The organism is Corynebacterium pseudogenitalium, assembly GCF_024453815.1.
GTDB lineage: Bacteria > Actinomycetota > Actinomycetes > Mycobacteriales > Mycobacteriaceae > Corynebacterium > Corynebacterium pseudogenitalium.
In genome coordinates this window covers 1,820,295-1,836,281 of record NZ_CP072934.1, presented here as the reverse complement: position 1 = coordinate 1,836,281, position 15,987 = coordinate 1,820,295, and the positions used below count along the sequence as shown (strand labels likewise).

Here is a 15,987-nt window from a genome sequence, read left to right as displayed (position 1 = left end):
TACCTACTCGGTGGGCTCAGGGAAGCCGACGAAGCGCGTCGGGATCGCCGCATCGCCCTTCGCCAGCGCCAGGCCCTCCCACGGCAGGGTGGTGCGAGCGGTATTGTGCAGCTCGCGGGCAGCCTCGAGCTCGTCATGCTTGTCGACGACCTCTCCGTCCCGAATCAGCGGTACCACCAGGTCACGGTACTCAAGGGCTGGCTTCGTATCGATTTCCGCGCGCAGCGGGTAGATGAGCTCCGCCACCGCGACACCGGAGGCGCGGTAGGCGCGCTTGGCCAGTTTGGCGCCGCCGTAGGTGCGCTTCCCGGAGGAACGCTTGGCCACGGGGTGGCCGTCGACCTCTACAAGCTTGTACACCAGCGTGGCCGTCGGTGCGCCGGAGCCGGTGACCACCGAGGTGCCGACGCCGAAGCCGTCGACAGGGTCGCCGCGCAGGCCCGCGATGGCGAATTCGTCGAGGTCGGAGGAGACGATGATCTTGGTGTTGAACGCGCCGGCCTCGTCGAGTTGGGCGCGCACGCGACGCGACACGATGCCCAGGTCGCCGGAGTCGATGCGGATCGCGCCGAGCTCAGTGCCCGCGACCTCGAGTGCGTGCTCGATGCCTTTGGTGATGTCGTACGTATCGACGAGCAAGGTGGTGTCCTTGCCCAGACTTTCGACCTGTGCCTTAAACGCGGAGACTTCGTCGGGGCGACCTTCCTCGTCGACGTGCAGCAGCGTCCACGCGTGGGCGGCGGTGCCGGAGGCCGGGATGCCGTATCGGTAGGAGGCTTCCATGTTGGAGGTGCCGACGAACCCCGCGATGTAGGAGGCACGCGCAGCAGAGACCGCTGCCTGCTCGTTGGTGCGTCGCGAGCCCATCTCTATGATCGGGCGGCCATCAGCGGCCGTGACCATACGGGACGCGGCGGAGGCCACCGCGGAGTCGCCGTTGAGGATCGACAGGATGACTGTCTCCAGGATCACGCACTCGGCGAAGGTGCCGCGCACCGTCATGATGGGGGAGTATGGGAAGTAAATGTCGCCCTCGCGGTAGCCATCGACCTGGCCGGAGAACGAGTAGTCCCGCAGATATTCCTTGGCCTCGTCAGAGAGGAAGTCGAGCGCCTCGATTTGCGCGTCGGTGAAACGGAAGTTCTGGATGGCATCGACAACTCGGGCGGTGCCTGCGACGACGCCGTAGCGGCGGTCATTCGGCAGGCGGCGGGTAAAGACCTCGAAGGCGCACTGCCTGTGTGCGGTGCCGTCTTGAATGGCGGCGTCGAGCATGGTCAGCTCGTACATGTCCGTCAGGAATGCCGTCGAGTAGTTGGGGTGGGCCTGGTTTTCAGTCATGTTCGATGAGTGTAGTGCGTAGACGGGACTGCTGGGTGCATTAGCACACAATGCTTGCGGACGTCGTGTTTCTGAAGCAGGTAAGGTGGTGCACATGAAAAAGACAGGAATTGTAGCGATGAGTTCGCCAATGGCGTCTCCTGAGCTCGACGAAGCCATCGACGTCGAGGTTGCGACGAGCGAAAACCTGCCGTGGATGTGCATAGTGTGGGACGACCCCGTCAACCTGATGAGCTATGTCACCTACGTTTTCCAAACCGTCTTGGGCTACGACCGCAAGCGCGCCCAGGAGCTCATGATGCAGGTGCACACCGAGGGGAAAGCGGTGGTGTCCTCTGGTGAAAAAGACAAGGTCGAAGGCGACGTGAAGAAGCTGCACACCGCTGGCCTCTGGGCAACAATGCAGCAGGCCGGCTAGGCCAGGGCAAGGAGAAAGTAGCGAATGCAAGCTTGGCGGAAGAAGAAGGGCCTGTTGCGCTCAGGCATCAAATTTACGACGCTGTTTGACCCCCTCGAGCGCGAGATCATCGGGGACTTGACGGCGACGGTGTCCGAGGCGCTGATCGCCCGAGCGCAGTCCGCGCCGCGCGACGAGTTCTCGGAGATGATGGGACTCTCAGTGGGGCATTCGGAGGCGCCGACGGACCCGAAGCTCCTGCGCCTGCTGCCTGACTTTGAACGGGAGCAGGACGAGGAGTTCGAAGGCGACAACGGTTTGCTTCGCAGCTTGCACGAAAACGACATTATTAAGGCAAAGCTGACGAACCTGCAGGTGGTCAACGAGGCGTTGGGTCCGACAGGCGGCGTTGAGGTGACCATCGAGGAAGAGGAAGCACACCAGTTCCTTGCGGCGCTCAACGATATGCGCCTCTACGTCTCGGCCGACGACCGTGGCGGCGAAGCCGCCGAGCAGCAGCGCGCGCAGCTCATCGAGTGGTTGGCGTTCTGCCAGGAGTCGCTGCTGCAGGCGATGATGGGCGAGTAAGCATATGACGCAACCTCCACACGCACCAAGGCCAGGCTGGGGCTACGGCCAGACTGGGCAGCCGGGTTACGGCAAGCCCTTCGACCGCCCGTTCTCGCACCCGGACCAGCAGCTTGCCGCGTTTGGCGTCGACCCTGCGATGGACCCCGCCGCGCAGCGCAAGAGCAAGTTCAAGCAGCAGCGCAGAACCGGGCTGCTGTTCGCCCTCGGCTACATCGCGATTATCTGGGCCGTGCACATCCTGAACATGGCAGTGTTCGGCGGGGCGCTCAACGACTTTGGCGTGCACCCGCTGGATCTGACAAGTATTTGGCACATTCTCACTTCGCCGCTGCTGCACGCTGACCTGGACCACCTGATCGGCAACACCGGATTGGGGGCGCTCTTCGCGTTCTTGGTGGGGTACTCCGGTAAGCGGGTGTTCTGGGAGGTCACGGCCTTTGTGGTGCTGATTGGCGGCATCGGAACCTGGTTGTTTGGCGGTATCGGCACGAACCACATTGGCGCCTCGGGCCTGGTCTACGGGTGGCTGGCGTACCTGCTGGTGCGCGGCTTCTTTAATAGGTCGGCGCGCCAGGTGTTGCTTGGTGTCATCCTCGGGTTTACGTACTCGGGTCTGATGTGGGGCGTGCTGCCGCTCGTCGAGGGCGTTAGCTGGCAGGCGCACCTCTTTGGAGCGATTGGCGGCATGGCGGCGGGCATGATTATCACCTCGGACGACCCGCCGGAGCTCGCGATGAAGAAAGCGCAGAAGAAACAGCGCAAGAATCCGAATCAGCCCTATGGGCTAGGATGATGTGACGTGAAAACGCTCGAGAACAATGCTCCTATCGGTCTTTTCGACTCTGGCGTGGGCGGCCTGACGGTAGCCCGCGCCGTCATCGACCAGCTGCCCAACGAGTCGATGGTCTACATCGGTGACACCGCGAACAGCCCGTATGGTCCACAGCCGATTGCGCAGGTGCGCAAACATGCGATGCGTATCGCAGACGAACTCGTTGCCCGCGGCTGCAAGATGCTGGTCATCGCCTGCAACACGGCCACCTCAGCGTTCTTGCACGACGCCCGCGAGCGCTACGACATCCCCGTCGTCGAGGTCATCCAGCCGGCAGTGCGGCGCGCAATCGCGACCACGCGAAATAACAAGATTGGTGTGATCGGCACCCAGGGCACCATCACCTCCAGGGCCTACCAGGACCTGTTCGCGCTCAACTCAAGTTTGGAGGTGACGGCCACTGCCTGCCCGCGGTTTGTCGAGTTCGTGGAACGTGGCGTGACGTCGGGCCCGGAGATCCTCAGCATTGCCAAGGAGTACTTGGCGCCGCAGCGCGAAGCGGGCGTCGATACGCTGGTGCTGGGCTGCACCCACTATCCGCTTCTCTCTGGCATCGTGCAGCTGGCCGTGGGGGACGACGTCACGCTCGTGTCCTCAGCGGAGGAGACTGCGAAGGACGTGCTCCGCATCCTCACTGAGCGCGACTTGCTGGCGGATCCCGAGGTGGAACCAACGCGAACCTTTGAATCCACCGGCGACCCGGCAGTGTTTGACTCCCTCGCGACGCGCTTCCTTGGGCCGATGGTGCACGCCGTAAACCACCCCATGAGCTAGGCCACAGCTGCCAGATTTTACTGACATGGCTACAAAACTGAGCGTTTTTAGTGGAAACGTTAGAAATTACGTAGTTTTCATGGCACAGTAATTCCATGAAGTTGACCATTCTCGGGTGTTCAGGGAGTTTAGGCGCCCCCGGTAATCCCGGCTCGTCCTATGTGATCAGTACTCCGGGCAATCCGGACATACTGATGGACTTTGGGCCAGGCGCATTGGCTGCGATGCAGACGCGCGAGGAAATGGATCCTTCCAACGCGCACCTGATTTTTTCGCACCTGCACGCGGATCACTGCTCTGACGTGCCCTCGCTGCTGGTATGGCGGCGCTACCACCCGGAGAAGCCCGCGGAGTGCGCGCATAAGCTGTACGGCCCAGGCCACGCCGCGACACACTTTGGCCGAATGGCTGCGAACACTGCCGACGAGGTCGACGACATCAGTGACACCTTTGACGTACACACGTGGAGCCCTCGCACCCCGGTTGAGATAGATGGCGTGCAGGTCACCCCGTTCCCGGTGGATCACCCGGCGCAGGAATCGCACGCGCTGCGGGTTACGTGCAAGAAGACCGGCGCGACGCTGGTCTACTCGGGCGATAGCGGGGTCACGCCTAACCTAGTCGAGGCGGCCCGCGACGCGGATCTCTTCCTCTGCGAGGCCGCCTGGGGTCCGACATCCGAGGGGATGGCGCCCGGCATGCACCTTTCTGGTGAAGAGGCGGGGCGGATTGCGCGCGAAGCGGGCGTCAAAAAGCTCGTGGTTGTGCACATCCAGCCGTGGGCGGACCAGCAGGCCACCCTTGAGGCCGCTGCGCGCGAGTTCGGCGGGCCGACGGTGCTCGGCGAGCCCGGCGCCTGCTTCGAGCTGTAGCGCAGTGCGTTACCCTGGAGTGCATGACAACTTCTGATTTTCTGCGCGCAGACGGGCGCGCTCTCGACGAAATGCGACCGGTGCGTATCACCCGCTCGTTTACCTCGAACCCGGCAGGTAGCGTCCTTGTAGAGTTCGGCAACACCCGCGTCATGTGCACCGCCTCCATCGAGGAAGGCGTGCCGCGCTTCAAGAAGGATTCCGGCGAAGGCTGGCTGACCGCCGAATACTCCATGCTCCCGGCCGCAACCCACGAGCGCATGCCACGCGAATCGATGCGCGGCAAGGTGAAGGGCCGCACCCACGAGATCTCCCGCCTGGTCGGGCGTTCGCTGCGCGCTGCGGTGGACCTGCGCCAGCTGGGGGAGAACACAATCCAGCTCGACTGCGACGTCCTCCAAGCCGACGGCGGCACCCGCACCGCCTCCATCACCGGCGCGTACGTCGCGCTTGCGGACGCCATCTCCGTCCTCAAGGAACGCGGCGTCGTACCGGGTGAGCCGCTGCTCGCGCCAGTCGCCGCAGTCTCCGTAGGGATTATCGACGGCCGCGTTTGCCTCGACCTGCCGTACGAAGAAGACTCCCGCGCTGAAGTTGACCTCAACGTAGTGATGCAGGAGGGCGACAACTTCGTCGAAATCCAGGGCACCGGCGAGCACGGCCTGTTCGGCCGCGAGGAGCTCAACCAGATGCTCGACGTGGCACAAAAGGGCTTGAACGAGCTCATCCAGGCGCAGAAAGCCGCGCTGGCATGACGGTAAGGGTGCTGGTTGCGTCCAATAACGCAAAGAAGCTCAAAGAACTTCAGCAGGTACTCGACGACTGCGGCATCGACGGCGTGGAACTCGTCGCCCTCGGTGAGGTGGAGCCGTACCCGGAGCCGAAAGAAGACGGGCTGACGTTTGAGGAGAACGCGCTGATCAAGGCGCGCGCCGGGGTAGCAGCCACCGGGCTGCCATGTGTGGCGGACGATTCCGGCCTGGCTGTCGCCGCGCTCAACGGGATGCCCGGCGTGCTCTCCGCCCGCTGGTCCGGGCATACCGGGCCGCACGGCGCCGTAGACACCGACACCGCGAACAACAACTTGTTGCTCGCACAGATGGCGGACATCGCTCAGCGTGACGCGGCGTTCGTGTCCTGCTGTGCGCTCGTGACCCCGCAAGGCGAGGAGTTCACCGCCGAAGGCCGCTGGGAGGGCAGCCTGCTCGAAGCGCCGAAGGGCGAGCACGGCTTCGGCTACGACCCCATCTTCCAACCAGCCGACACCCCCGGCCGCTCATCAGCGCAGCTCACACCGGAAGAGAAAAACGCCCGCTCTCACCGCGGGACGGCGTTGCGGGCGCTGGTACCGCACATCGCGGCGCTGCGCAGCTAGCGTGGGCGGCTAGCGCAGCTGGAACGTGCGAGTGACCTCCTTGCGGCGCTTCGCCTCCACCCAGAAAGACAAGAAGGGGACGACGCCAGAAATCGCGGTCACCGCCCACGTCTGCGCAGCCCAACGGGCCTTCAGTCCCAGGTTCAGCGATGTGACCAGGAACAGGATGTACGCCAGCCCGTGCACGCGCGCCACCCACTCCAGCATGGACACGTCCATATGTAGGAGGTACTGCATGATCATGCGCGCGCATAGGAGCAGCAGCAGGATGCCCGTTGTCCACGCTGCGACAGAGAACGCCGTGAGCGCTTGCTTTACTCGGCGCTGACGCTCCGGGTGAATCTTGGGTGCTGCTGCGTTTGGCTGCGGCTGGGTCATGCTTTCAGGCCTCTCACTTTCTGTTCGGTTCGCTCTTCGGCTCGCTGTTTGGTTCCGTCGAACCACGACGGCGTGGTGCGAGCATCGAGTTGTATTCTTCCACATCGAGAGTAGGGCGCTCCGGCAGGAAATCCTCATCAATCTCCACCGGATCACGGCTGCCGTCCGCACCGTAGCGTGCAAGGTCCGCCTCGTAGAGCTCATCCATCGACCCCGATGCGTTCAGCGCATCAATCTTTTCGTTCTCCATCTTTAACCCCGCCTTGTAGGCGTAGACGAAAAACGCACCGAAGAACGGCCACTGCAACGCATACCCCAGGTTCTGGAACGTCCCCGTCCCGGACTGGTAGCGAGTCCACTGCCAGTACGCCAGCAGACAGCACGTAATCACCGCGGCGATGAGCAACACGACGTGCCATGCGCGAACCCGAACGTGCCGACGCTTCGGCGCGCCCTCTTCACCTGGGAAACTGTTTTGCTCGCTCACAGTGCTTCAGTCTAGCAACAACACTTATCGACGCCCCCTCCGACAAGTTTTGCGGCCCCGATACTTGTTCTGTGGTTGCGTGTGTCCGCGCGGCGGACACATTTGGCGTCTTGCCGCTGACAGGTGGAGCAGATCGCGTGTCCGCGCGGCGGACAACGGGGGAGTGGATCCTGTGTCCGCGGGGTGGAAGATGAAAAGGGGGTTGTGTGTCCGCGCGGCGGACACCCCTGATGCGATGCTGGAAGGTTGGTGCTGGTAAGCGTGTCGCCGCGGACAGATGCAGGGGATCGAGAGTCCGCGCGGCGGACAGTGACAGTGAGGTAGAAGAGTCCGCGGGGCGGAAGATGAAATGGGGTTGTGTATCCGCGCGGCGGAAACATTTGATGTCTTGCCGCTGACCGGTGGAGTGGATCGCGTGTCCGCGCGGCGGACACCTCCCCCAACCTGGTAGCAGCAACCCCGGTCCTTCCTGCTAGTTTGTGCCCACTTGTGCAGTGTGTAGGATGAAAGGCGCTTTATGCGCCCGTGGCGGAATTGGCAGACGCGCTGGATTTAGGTTCCAGTGTCTTTGACGTGTGAGTTCAAGTCTCACCGGGCGCACAAGAGGAAAGAGCCTCCGGGATTGCAAATGACGCAGTGTCGGAGGTTCTTTTGTGCGCGCCGCAAAAGCCAAAAGCTGAGTAGCGGAAGCCGCAAAACTACGGCGCGTCGATCGGGAACTGGACAGAGCCGTCTGTCGACTGGGTGGGTGCTTCGTCCTGCTCCGGCCCGTAGATGAGCCAGCCGCCGAGAGCGACCAAGGCCGCGATCGCGATGGTCGCGATTATTGCGCGCTGCTTCTTGGGCTCGGCAGGGCGGTCGGGGTTGTACTCGTCTTTGAGGTAGGGGTCTTGGTTTGGCGTCGTATTCTTATCCACGGCGCCAAAGATATCATCTTATGCGCCGGTGGTTGCATTCAGGTCCCAGTCACGCAGGATGCGTTCGACGTGGCCGGTTGCGCGAACATTGTACTGCGCCTGCTCAACCTTGCCGTCGGCGCCAACGAGAATGGTGGAGCGGATGACGCCCTGCACGATACGGCCGTAGTTGTTCTTCTCACCGAATGCGCCGTAGGCGGTCATGGTTTCCTTGGACGGATCGGAAAGCAGGGTGATCTTCAGGTCGTGGTCTTCGCGGAACTTCGCCAACTTCTCCGGCTTGTCGGGGCTGATGCCGACGACAGCGATGTTGGCGTCGTTAAACACTTCGAGGTGCTCGGTGAAGTCGCAAGCTTCCTTGGTGCAGCCCGGGGTGTTGGCGCGTGGGTAGAAGTAGACAATAACGCGCTTGCCGGCGAAGTCTGCAAGCGAAACGGTTTCGCCTTTGTCGCTGGTCAGGGTGAATGCGGGGGCGGTGTCGCCTTGTTCGAGTCGAATGTTGTCAGTCATAATTCCCCGTTTTACACTAGATTGGTTGGAAGTTCTGTAAATAGTTAACACATCTAGGAGTATGTAGATCGTGGCACGAGATATTCATGACATTGAGCGCAGCCTTGCAGAGACCCGCTCGAAGCTCGCTAGCACCCTCGATGAGCTCGCAGACCGCGCTCAGCCATCCAACCTTGCAGACAGCGCGAAGAGCGAAGCTGCCAACTGGCTGCAGGATGAGACCGTCCAGAAGGTCCTGATCGGCATCGGCGTTGGCGTGGCAGCACTTGTCGGCATCAAGGTGTTTAATAGCCGCAAGCGCAAGAGCGAGCTGAAGAAGCTGCAGGAGCTGCTCTCTCAGCGCTAGTTCACAATCAAACCCCGCCCTCCACGCTGGAGGAGCGGGGTTTTCTGTTATTTCACGACGATCGTCGCACCTGCCGCTTCCATCTCACGCAGCGCGGCTTGCCCACGCTCTTCATCGACGGGGGAGCACAGGTCGGCGAGGACGCGGACGTCGAAACCCTCCTTGCGAGCGTCAAGCACCGTGGCGCGCACGCAGTGGTCCGTCGCGATGCCGCACACATCGACGGCGGTGACGCCGTTCTCGCGCAGCCAGTCGCCGAGCAGCACATCGCCGTCAGTGACGCCCTCAAACCCGGAATAAGCAGCGGTGTAGTGCCCCTTCCGGAAGTACTTGTCAATACTTATCGACGCCAGCGGTGCGCGGAGCTGTGCGCCATCGGTGTCAGCAACGCAGTGGACTGGCCACGTATCCACAAAATCCGGGTCCTGCGAGAAGTGGGTGCCCGGGTCGATGTGCCAGTCCTGCGTGGCGAGCACGAAGTCGTAGTCGTCTCTGTGTTCTTCGAGCAGTGTGCGCACGCCTTCGGCGACGAGATCACCCTTCGCGGTGCCGAGGGAGCCGCCGGGGCAGAAGTCATTTTGGATATCAACAAGGATGCAAGCGACAGTCATGCCGATAGCCTAGCCGGTGGCGCGCCTGCTCGGGGCGTTTCAAAGTATGGGGGAATTTATGGGGGATTTGGGTTAAGATACGAAAAATCCCCTGGCCTGCGGTACTGTTCCCGCTGGTCAGGGGGGTTAAGGTGGTGCGCCATCAGGGAATCGAACCCCGAACCCACTGATTAAGAGTCAGTTGCTCTGCCAATTGAGCTAATGGCGCTTGTTGTCTTGGAGGCTGTCCTCGTTGGCAACGTTGAATACAGTAACACTAAGGTTTGCAGGGTGTAAAATCGCCTGGTCAAGGTGGTTATTTTCGATCGTTATGTAACGGTTATCGTTTCGGGTCGTTGTAAAGTAGCGTTTCGTTGTGCTGGGGCGATAGTGTTGTTGGTTGCTAAAACTTCGGGTGTTGTGAGGAAGCGAGAAACGTGACAAGCATGCGGCGGTCTCTCATTGGTGTTGGCCTTGTCGCCGTGTTGGCGGCGGGTGTAGTTGGGTGCTCGTCGGAGGCGGGCAAAGGCATCAACCAGGTGGCGGAAACCACTGGTCAGACGACCGTCAAACCAGAGCCCCCGGCGTTTTCGGTGAAGGACGAGGCGACAGACGTCGAACCCCTCGACCCGATTACGGTGAAGTCCGAAGCCGGGCTCGAAGAAGTCGAGATGACCAACGAGGCAGGCAAGGTTATCGAATCGTCCTTCAATGATGACCGCACCGAGTGGGAGGTCACCGAACCGCTTGGGTACGGCCGCTACTACACCATCGTGGCGAAGGATAAGGCTGGCCAGAAGAAGACCGTGAGCTTTTCCACGGTCGTCCCAGCGGCAACTACGAACGTGTACATGGGCCCGCTTGAGGGATCGACTGTTGGTGTCGCGCAGGCGATCACGTTCCGTTTCGACGTCCCCATCCAGGATACGAAGGCACTTGAGGAGCTCATCGACGTCGAGACCTCGAACGACACCGAGGGCGGCTTCTTCTGGCTGGACCCATACGAGCTGCGCTGGCGCCCGAAGGAGTTCTGGGAGCCAGGCACCACGGTGAAGGTGACGGCCGACCTCTACGGCAAGGACCTCGGCGGCGGCGTCTACGGCGCGCAGGACAACGAGACCACCTTCGAAATTGGGGACGAGGTGAAGACAGTCATCGACAACAACGAAAAGGTGCTGCGCGTCTACCAAAATGGCGAGCAGATCCGTTCGTTCCCGGTATCGCTGGGTACCGACTTCCAGTACGACACCCCGAACGGCACCTACGTCGTTGGCGATGAGCACACCTCGCTCGTGATGGACTCCCGTACGTTCGGGCTTGGGCTGGGGCAGGGCGGCTACGTCACCCCCGTGGACTACGCCACCCAGCTGTCCTACTCGGGCATCTACGTGCACTCCGCGCCGTGGGCGGTGTGGGCGATGGGCTCTACGAACCAGTCGCACGGCTGTGTCAACGCGACGTACTCGGACGCGCAGTGGTTCCAGCAGACCGTAAAGCGGGGCGATCCGGTCATCATCAAGAATACGAATGGCGGCACGCTCAACGGCTACGACGGCCTGGGCTACTGGAACCTGGACTGGGAGCAGCGCTCCGGCGGTTCAAAGGACCCGAACGCTTAAGTCGGTCTGTTAGAAAAAGTTCCCGAGCAGGACTCGAACAAGATGCACCTACCCTACAAGGTAGCGGAATCGCTGGAGGTAATGACTATACTGATGATGTGGTGCTGTCTACTCGGGACAGGTGCGGGACCCCTGTGGTACTACGACGCGGTTGGTACACCCCGGATGCTAAAAGGGGAAAATGGGGCCCTTGGGGCTATGACAAGATCAGGCATAAGCACGGAATTTGGAACCTATATACGATAAACAAGTACTTTAAAGGGCTCTGCGAAGCGAGGATGGAAGGTACCGACCGTATCTATGAAACTCCTATCTATGAGGCTCTCCGTACAAATGACGGAAAGAAGATTGGACCTGGCAGATCGTTCGAACTTCGAGCAGTAATAGAAACTACAGTGTGGGTCCCTGGCGGACTAGAGCCACGTGGGGTGAAGACAATGTTCCCGCTACGTGAGTCCAATGATGGCAGCGACGTGGTTCCCCAGTGGTTCAATATTGAGAAAAACATAGATTAAAACAGGCGCGGTGAGGCAGGGGGTAAATGATTAACCGTGGCCGGTTCGTGGAATATAAAGCTCTGTGCCCATCTTTTTGTCTGCCTTCGCTCTCCTCAATTCTATAAAGCGTTGAGGCGTGTTGTCGTTAACGGTTCCGAGCCATTTTATTTTATCTCCGCAACCGTAGTCTAAATCCCCGGCGAATGGATCACCGGCAAGCTGATCTGCCCAGGCCTTGACAGCAGTATCTTCTTCCGATGAGACTCCCCCAGTACTCGGTATTGGGGGCATTTCCATGCCAACATACGCAAGTCCTTTCGTGGACATTACTGAGAATACGCAGTAGACGTACTGAGCCGTTCTCCAAGCTGCCCGTAGCTCGACAGCTCCGGAAGAAATGAGGTTTTCTTGAGCAAAATACCGCTTTAAAAGCGAATTCATGTAATAGGCAAAAGACGTTATGTTCCAATTGTCTACCATGTTTTACTCCTCGTATTCGCGCTACTGACAGTCAATGCAGCTTCCGCAGTCCATACCAACTGCATAGTACCTCTGAGTACTTTAGTGCCCAGAGGCTTATCTACATGGTACGTTCGCTACAGGTTCGTCGTTCTAACAGCCAGTCAGACAAGAAGGAACCGTGGCGTAGTTTCGGGATAGCCACATCGACGGTGCTGACCCGTGTATCCAGTAGTCGGTGGCGGTAGCCGTTGCGGTGGTTGACGCGGTTGTCGCTGGTGGTGCCGTAGTCAGCGCTGCCGACAGTATCGTCTTGGGAAGATAGAATTTGGTTGATGAAATCACCGAGCATCTGACGCGACAGATCGGGTGATGCTTGAGTGAGTAGCTCTTCGAGGTATGCTTTTGGTTGCCAGTTGTGTCGGCACCGGGGGCTTAACTGTGAGAAGCGGGTCGAATAGCGGAGTTCTCCGCTAGGAGGTGTAAAAATTCCTCTGGGTCTTTAACCGTCAAGCGAATGGGTCTTCCGATATTGCGGTGTAGGAGGATATTTGCAGAACCGGCATGGAATGAAATAGTGCCATCCAGGAAGTGAACCCCAAACGTTTGGGATTCGAGTATGGGGCCCGAGGGAAGGATCTCCGCCCCCTTCAGAGATTCCAAACGAACGTTGCTAACTGGAATGCCAAGAACTGAAATCCGAAGGATTTCATCATTCAGCAACACCCCGACATTAAAGAAAATTGCCAGAGACACTAAAAGACCGCATGTGATAAAGGCGGTTTGATCTCTTCTGGTCAAGAAGTAGACACACAATAAGAGTACTGCGAAGATAAGTACGATCCGACTAAAATTATATCCAAATACTCTTGATCGATAACTTGAACCAGTCATGAATATCACTCAACTTCCTTCCAACTATCTTCATGGGTAGTAAGGCGAAAATCACCACTGAGCCCGGGAACTTTTTTGGGTTTCAGGCCCATTTCGGTCGACTAGCACATGTGTTTTCCCAGGTCTCGACGCCTGTCCATGAAGAACGTTCCCCGCTCATCGAAAGCTCCGGGAACAATTCTTGGCTTAACGTACCTGCCGTCGAAAGCAATGTGCCCCGCAACCTGTTTATACAGGCCACGGGGCACTCTCGGGGTGGCTGACGGGGCTCGAACCCGCGACACCCAGGATCACAACCTGGTGCTCTACCAGCTGAACTACAGCCACCATCGCTGTTTTTCAACAGCGGGAACTACTTTACAACGAAAGCCTAAGATTGCAAAAACCGCTGGTAGTGAGCGTGTGCGGCGGCTGCGGCGTCAGCAGCTTGCTCGGAATCTGGGCCTGGGTCCGGCGTGAATACGGAACGGCGGTAGTAGTCGAGCTCCTGGATGGATTCCACGATGTCGGCGAGCGCGCGGTGCGCCAGACCCTTCTCGGGCTGGTTGTAGTAGGCGCGCGGGAACCAGCGACGGGACAGCTCCTTGATGGTGGAGACGTCGATCATGCGGTAGTGCAGGGCGGCGTCGAGACGCGGCATCTGCTCCCGGATGAAGGAACGGTCGGTGGCGATGGAGTTGCCCGCAAGCGGCGCCGGGTGCTCCGGGTCGCAGTGCTTTGCAATCAGCGCGAGGACGGCGTCCTCGGCCTCCTTGATGGACACTGAGGAGGAGCGGATCTCGTCGAGAAGCCCGTTCTCGGTGTGCATGTTCAGTACGAAGTCGTCCATTTCGGCGAGCTCATCCTCGGTGGCGTGGACGACCAGGTCCAGGCCTTCGTCGAGAATCTCAAGCTGGGCATCGGTGACGAGCGCTGCGACCTCAACGATGACGTGGCGGGACGTATCCAGGCCCGTCATCTCCAGGTCGACCCACACGATGCGGTCGTTTTTTGCAGGGACATCCATCTATTCTTCTCCCATCTTTGCGTAGAACCGCCCCATGATCGGGGCGAGGGCGCCGCGCGGAGCGTACGTCGATACGAAATCCATCACCTTGGAAAGCGGGCCCGGCACCACGCGGCGCTTGTTGCTGCGCATCGCGCTGATGGTGTCCTTCGCGCAGGACTCGTACGTGGTCCAGAGGAAGTCAGGCACGACCTTGTCCACGATCGACTGCTCCTCCTCAGGAACTTCTGCCTCTCGCACCGGGCCCGGCGCGAGCAGAGTGCAGTGTACGCCGCTGTCCTTGAGCTCGTAGTGCAGGGCCTCCGTAAACGTATTGACGCCCGCCTTTGTAAACACGTACGTTGCGTTGTTCGGGATCGGCGTGTTGCCTGCTGCCGAGCCGACGTTGCACAGTGCACCTTCGCCGCGCGGCACCATTTGGTCCAGTACCGCCTTCGTGATGCGGAACACCGCCGTCGCGTTGAGGTTGAACTGGTCCGTCTCGTAGTTCCAGTCCTGCTTCATAAACGGACCAAAGGAGGCGATACCGGCGGAGTTCACGCAGATGGTGATCTTCTTCTGCCCGATGTAGTCCAGCAGCGCGGTCACGTCGCGCTCCTTGGACAGGTCGGCCGCGAAGACTTCGGCGTTGATGCCATGCGCTTGTGCCAGCTCCTTGGCAAGCTGCATCAGCACCGCTTCTCGACGCGCCACCAGCAGCACGTTATAGCCAGCAGCAGCAAGTTGGCGGGCAACCGCCTCACCGATGCCCTGCGAAGCGCCAGTAATTAGCGCGAAAGAATCAGTAGTTGGGGAGGGAAACGTCATGCACCTCAGGGTACCCGACTGCCCGACTCCGCAATCGAGCGCAACTCCTCGATACAGTCCTGGTATGCGCGGGCTCCAGTCGCGGTCAGGGTGACCCAGTCCACGTTTTTGTCTGGGTTCGCCTTGCGGTCCGTAAACAGGGACACGTAGCCGGCCTCTTTGAGTGCGTCGATGGCCGTGAGGTAGGCGTCGCTATCTAGCTGGGTGAGGGTGCGCAGCCGCTTGGGGTGCATCTCCTTGTTCTCCGCGGCGCCGACGTCGCTGGTGGTGGCCTCGGCGGCAAAGAGTGCGGCGCAGATGCTCAAGCACGAGGGTTGCAACAAAATATCAGGCATTGTTCCTCCAGCTCCTCGCGTACGTAACGACGAAAACGACGGTCGCGAACGCGCCGAGCAGACTCGAGAACACCTTGTTCTGAAGCGGGGCGACCTGCAAGAGCGATATGCAGAGGAAGTACACGCCGAAGGGAAGAAACGACATTTTTGGGTCCTCTTTGACCGGCTGTCGGATGCTTGAGCGCACGCCGTTTGACCTGCGTCGCTCGATGACAACGATGCACCCGATACATGGCACAAACAGGAGGAACGGCCAAAACTGGTCGAGAACAAAGATCAGCGGTAGGCTCGCCCCGAAGCAGACCGCCGCGCACAAGATCCACCCCCAAGGAACGGCCGGTTTCTCCCTGGTGCGCTCCTCGGTTTCATGCGCTGCGGCCAGCAACTTGCGGGCCTGAACGGAAGAAATAGAGACGGACATGGCGCCATGGTACATCGGGGGCGATGCTATTTTTGTCGGTAGCGCCGCGCTAGACCATCAATATCGGCCCAGCGTTGAAATGCGCGGCTGGTGTGTGCGATGACCGAATCCAAATCCGCGGCATGTGTAACGATGTACTCCATCAGTCGGGCGCCTTCTTCGCCTGCGGCTAAATCAGGTCCCTTGCCCTCTGGCTCTCGGACATGAACCGAAAACAAGCGCAGATAAGTGAGCCCAACGATAAGTGCGGTGCGCTTGTTGCCATCGGCAAACGGATGGTTATTGGCTATATGGACGGTGAGCGCGGCTCCTCTATCAAACACCGAGGCGTACCGGGGCTGGCCACTGAATAACTGGAACGGGGCGTAAACTGCACTTTCCAAAGAAGCCCGGTCCACAGTAAATCCAAGATAACTCTCCGGTTCTCCGTTCGCGTTTACACGATCCCCGCAGCCTTGATTCACTGCGCACGCCAACTCCACGAGCATTTGAGCTAAAAGCTGCTCTCTGGAAGCTTCACTGTGGTCAGACAATTGCGT

General features: G+C 60.1%; 21 protein-coding genes, 3 tRNA genes and 1 pseudogene. 10 read left to right on the top strand and 15 right to left on the bottom strand.

What is annotated here, in order from left to right; translation table 11 throughout:
• Positions 1-3: 3 nt before the first annotated feature.
• Positions 4-1,341 carry a nicotinate phosphoribosyltransferase gene (locus tag KBP54_RS08860; RefSeq protein WP_252932031.1) on the bottom strand — a complete coding sequence of 446 codons (1,338 nt, stop codon included), beginning with the start codon at positions 1,339-1,341 and terminating at the stop codon, positions 4-6.
• Between the two features lie 118 nt (positions 1,342-1,459).
• On the opposite strand from KBP54_RS08860, the gene clpS reads away from it, so the two are divergent.
• From clpS to rdgB, 7 genes are all read left to right on the top strand, one after another.
• On the top strand, positions 1,460-1,759 hold the full coding sequence (gene clpS, locus KBP54_RS08855; protein WP_071565662.1) for an ATP-dependent Clp protease adapter ClpS: 300 nt from the start codon (positions 1,460-1,462) through the stop codon (positions 1,757-1,759).
• Positions 1,760-1,783: 24 nt separating this feature from the next.
• Positions 1,784-2,326 (top strand): DUF2017 domain-containing protein, encoded by a 543-nt coding sequence (locus KBP54_RS08850; protein WP_071565626.1) that lies wholly within the window; start codon positions 1,784-1,786, stop codon positions 2,324-2,326.
• Positions 2,327-2,330: 4 nt separating this feature from the next.
• Positions 2,331-3,122, top strand: coding sequence for a rhomboid family intramembrane serine protease (locus KBP54_RS08845; RefSeq protein ID WP_418904454.1), 792 nt, complete (start codon positions 2,331-2,333; stop codon positions 3,120-3,122).
• A gap of 6 nt (positions 3,123-3,128) precedes the next feature.
• Complete coding sequence (gene murI, locus KBP54_RS08840; RefSeq protein ID WP_252932033.1) at positions 3,129-3,935, top strand: glutamate racemase; 807 nt, start codon at positions 3,129-3,131, stop codon at positions 3,933-3,935.
• Between the two features lie 95 nt (positions 3,936-4,030).
• The gene (locus tag KBP54_RS08835) at positions 4,031-4,807 is read left to right on the top strand and encodes an MBL fold metallo-hydrolase (RefSeq protein WP_070361989.1); all 777 of its coding nucleotides are present in this window, start codon (positions 4,031-4,033) and stop codon (positions 4,805-4,807) included.
• A gap of 23 nt (positions 4,808-4,830) precedes the next feature.
• A complete protein-coding gene (rph, locus tag KBP54_RS08830) occupies positions 4,831-5,562 on the top strand; it encodes a ribonuclease PH (RefSeq protein WP_070478462.1) in 732 nt (243 codons plus the stop codon).
• Positions 5,559-6,182, top strand: coding sequence for an RdgB/HAM1 family non-canonical purine NTP pyrophosphatase (gene rdgB / locus KBP54_RS08825; protein WP_256005418.1), 624 nt, complete (start codon positions 5,559-5,561; stop codon positions 6,180-6,182). The genes rph and rdgB overlap by 4 nt, the downstream gene beginning before the upstream one ends.
• Before the next feature lie 9 nt (positions 6,183-6,191).
• Here the strand turns inward: rdgB and KBP54_RS08820 are convergent, their stop codons facing one another.
• Both KBP54_RS08820 and KBP54_RS08815 read right to left on the bottom strand, forming a co-directional pair.
• Entirely contained in the window at positions 6,192-6,560 is a 369-nt protein-coding gene (locus KBP54_RS08820; RefSeq protein ID WP_070361992.1) for a DUF3817 domain-containing protein, read from the bottom strand.
• Between the two features lie 13 nt (positions 6,561-6,573).
• Positions 6,574-7,047, bottom strand: coding sequence for a hypothetical protein (locus KBP54_RS08815; RefSeq protein ID WP_071573755.1), 474 nt, complete (start codon positions 7,045-7,047; stop codon positions 6,574-6,576).
• Between the two features lie 519 nt (positions 7,048-7,566).
• Between KBP54_RS08815 and KBP54_RS08810 the strand changes: the two genes are divergently transcribed.
• Positions 7,567-7,647: transfer RNA gene (locus KBP54_RS08810), tRNA-Leu, on the top strand.
• Positions 7,648-7,745: 98 nt separating this feature from the next.
• Here the strand turns inward: KBP54_RS08810 and KBP54_RS08805 are convergent.
• Positions 7,746-7,964 (bottom strand): hypothetical protein, encoded by a 219-nt coding sequence (locus tag KBP54_RS08805; RefSeq protein WP_070975251.1) that lies wholly within the window; start codon positions 7,962-7,964, stop codon positions 7,746-7,748.
• An 18-nt stretch (positions 7,965-7,982) separates the two neighbouring features.
• Complete coding sequence (bcp, locus tag KBP54_RS08800) at positions 7,983-8,474, bottom strand: thioredoxin-dependent thiol peroxidase (protein ID WP_070975250.1); 492 nt, start codon at positions 8,472-8,474, stop codon at positions 7,983-7,985.
• Positions 8,475-8,544: 70 nt separating this feature from the next.
• On the opposite strand from bcp, the gene KBP54_RS08795 reads away from it, so the two are divergent.
• Positions 8,545-8,820 (top strand): DUF3618 domain-containing protein, encoded by a 276-nt coding sequence (locus KBP54_RS08795; protein ID WP_070361996.1) that lies wholly within the window; start codon positions 8,545-8,547, stop codon positions 8,818-8,820.
• Between the two features lie 47 nt (positions 8,821-8,867).
• On the opposite strand, the gene KBP54_RS08790 is transcribed toward KBP54_RS08795, so the two are convergent.
• On the bottom strand, positions 8,868-9,431 hold the full coding sequence (locus tag KBP54_RS08790) for an isochorismatase family protein (protein ID WP_070478456.1): 564 nt from the start codon (positions 9,429-9,431) through the stop codon (positions 8,868-8,870).
• Positions 9,432-9,563: 132 nt separating this feature from the next.
• Positions 9,564-9,639: transfer RNA gene (locus KBP54_RS08785), tRNA-Lys, on the bottom strand.
• 217 nt (positions 9,640-9,856) lie between these two features.
• On the opposite strand from KBP54_RS08785, the gene KBP54_RS08780 reads away from it, so the two are divergent.
• Positions 9,857-11,029, top strand: a complete 1,173-nt coding sequence (locus tag KBP54_RS08780; RefSeq protein ID WP_256005415.1) for a L,D-transpeptidase — start codon at positions 9,857-9,859, stop codon at positions 11,027-11,029.
• Positions 11,030-11,574: 545 nt separating this feature from the next.
• Here KBP54_RS08780 and KBP54_RS08775 read toward each other — a convergent pair.
• The 8 genes and pseudogenes from KBP54_RS08775 to KBP54_RS08740 form a co-directional block, all read right to left on the bottom strand.
• Positions 11,575-12,006 carry a hypothetical protein gene (locus KBP54_RS08775; protein ID WP_083329376.1) on the bottom strand — a complete coding sequence of 144 codons (432 nt, stop codon included), beginning with the start codon at positions 12,004-12,006 and terminating at the stop codon, positions 11,575-11,577.
• A 103-nt stretch (positions 12,007-12,109) separates the two neighbouring features.
• A pseudogene (locus tag KBP54_RS08770) lies at positions 12,110-12,394 on the bottom strand (transposase); the annotation flags it as partial.
• 739 nt (positions 12,395-13,133) lie between these two features.
• A tRNA-His gene (locus KBP54_RS08765) sits at positions 13,134-13,206 on the bottom strand.
• A 43-nt stretch (positions 13,207-13,249) separates the two neighbouring features.
• Complete coding sequence (orn, locus tag KBP54_RS08760; RefSeq protein ID WP_256005413.1) at positions 13,250-13,885, bottom strand: oligoribonuclease; 636 nt, start codon at positions 13,883-13,885, stop codon at positions 13,250-13,252.
• The gene (gene cmrA / locus KBP54_RS08755) at positions 13,886-14,692 is read right to left on the bottom strand and encodes a mycolate reductase (protein WP_070975247.1); all 807 of its coding nucleotides are present in this window, start codon (positions 14,690-14,692) and stop codon (positions 13,886-13,888) included.
• 5 nt (positions 14,693-14,697) lie between these two features.
• Positions 14,698-15,027: a transcriptional regulator gene (locus tag KBP54_RS08750; RefSeq protein WP_256005411.1), complete on the bottom strand. Its 330-nt coding sequence runs from the start codon at positions 15,025-15,027 to the stop codon at positions 14,698-14,700.
• Positions 15,020-15,448, bottom strand: a complete 429-nt coding sequence (locus KBP54_RS08745; protein ID WP_256005409.1) for a hypothetical protein — start codon at positions 15,446-15,448, stop codon at positions 15,020-15,022. The genes KBP54_RS08750 and KBP54_RS08745 overlap by 8 nt, the downstream gene beginning before the upstream one ends.
• A 26-nt stretch (positions 15,449-15,474) precedes the next feature.
• On the bottom strand, positions 15,475-15,981 hold the full coding sequence (locus KBP54_RS08740; protein ID WP_218117848.1) for a type II toxin-antitoxin system death-on-curing family toxin: 507 nt from the start codon (positions 15,979-15,981) through the stop codon (positions 15,475-15,477).
• Positions 15,982-15,987 lie beyond the last annotated feature (6 nt).

Coding starts and splice junctions, on each gene's coding strand:
- KBP54_RS08860 (WP_252932031.1), bottom strand. CDS start 1,341: ATGACTGAAAACCAGGCCCACCCCAACTACTCGACGGCATTCCTGACG.
- clpS (WP_071565662.1), top strand. CDS start 1,460: ATGAGTTCGCCAATGGCGTCTCCTGAGCTCGACGAAGCCATCGACGTC.
- KBP54_RS08850 (WP_071565626.1), top strand. CDS start 1,784: ATGCAAGCTTGGCGGAAGAAGAAGGGCCTGTTGCGCTCAGGCATCAAA.
- KBP54_RS08845 (WP_418904454.1), top strand. CDS start 2,331: ATGACGCAACCTCCACACGCACCAAGGCCAGGCTGGGGCTACGGCCAG.
- KBP54_RS08835 (WP_070361989.1), top strand. CDS start 4,031: ATGAAGTTGACCATTCTCGGGTGTTCAGGGAGTTTAGGCGCCCCCGGT.
- rph (WP_070478462.1), top strand. CDS start 4,831: ATGACAACTTCTGATTTTCTGCGCGCAGACGGGCGCGCTCTCGACGAA.
- rdgB (WP_256005418.1), top strand. CDS start 5,559: ATGACGGTAAGGGTGCTGGTTGCGTCCAATAACGCAAAGAAGCTCAAA.
- KBP54_RS08820 (WP_070361992.1), bottom strand. CDS start 6,560: ATGACCCAGCCGCAGCCAAACGCAGCAGCACCCAAGATTCACCCGGAG.
- bcp (WP_070975250.1), bottom strand. CDS start 8,474: ATGACTGACAACATTCGACTCGAACAAGGCGACACCGCCCCCGCATTC.
- KBP54_RS08790 (WP_070478456.1), bottom strand. CDS start 9,431: ATGACTGTCGCTTGCATCCTTGTTGATATCCAAAATGACTTCTGCCCC.
- KBP54_RS08780 (WP_256005415.1), top strand. CDS start 9,857: ATGCGGCGGTCTCTCATTGGTGTTGGCCTTGTCGCCGTGTTGGCGGCG.
- KBP54_RS08775 (WP_083329376.1), bottom strand. CDS start 12,006: ATGGTAGACAATTGGAACATAACGTCTTTTGCCTATTACATGAATTCG.
- orn (WP_256005413.1), bottom strand. CDS start 13,885: ATGGATGTCCCTGCAAAAAACGACCGCATCGTGTGGGTCGACCTGGAG.
- cmrA (WP_070975247.1), bottom strand. CDS start 14,692: ATGACGTTTCCCTCCCCAACTACTGATTCTTTCGCGCTAATTACTGGC.
- KBP54_RS08750 (WP_256005411.1), bottom strand. CDS start 15,027: ATGCCTGATATTTTGTTGCAACCCTCGTGCTTGAGCATCTGCGCCGCA.
- KBP54_RS08745 (WP_256005409.1), bottom strand. CDS start 15,448: ATGTCCGTCTCTATTTCTTCCGTTCAGGCCCGCAAGTTGCTGGCCGCA.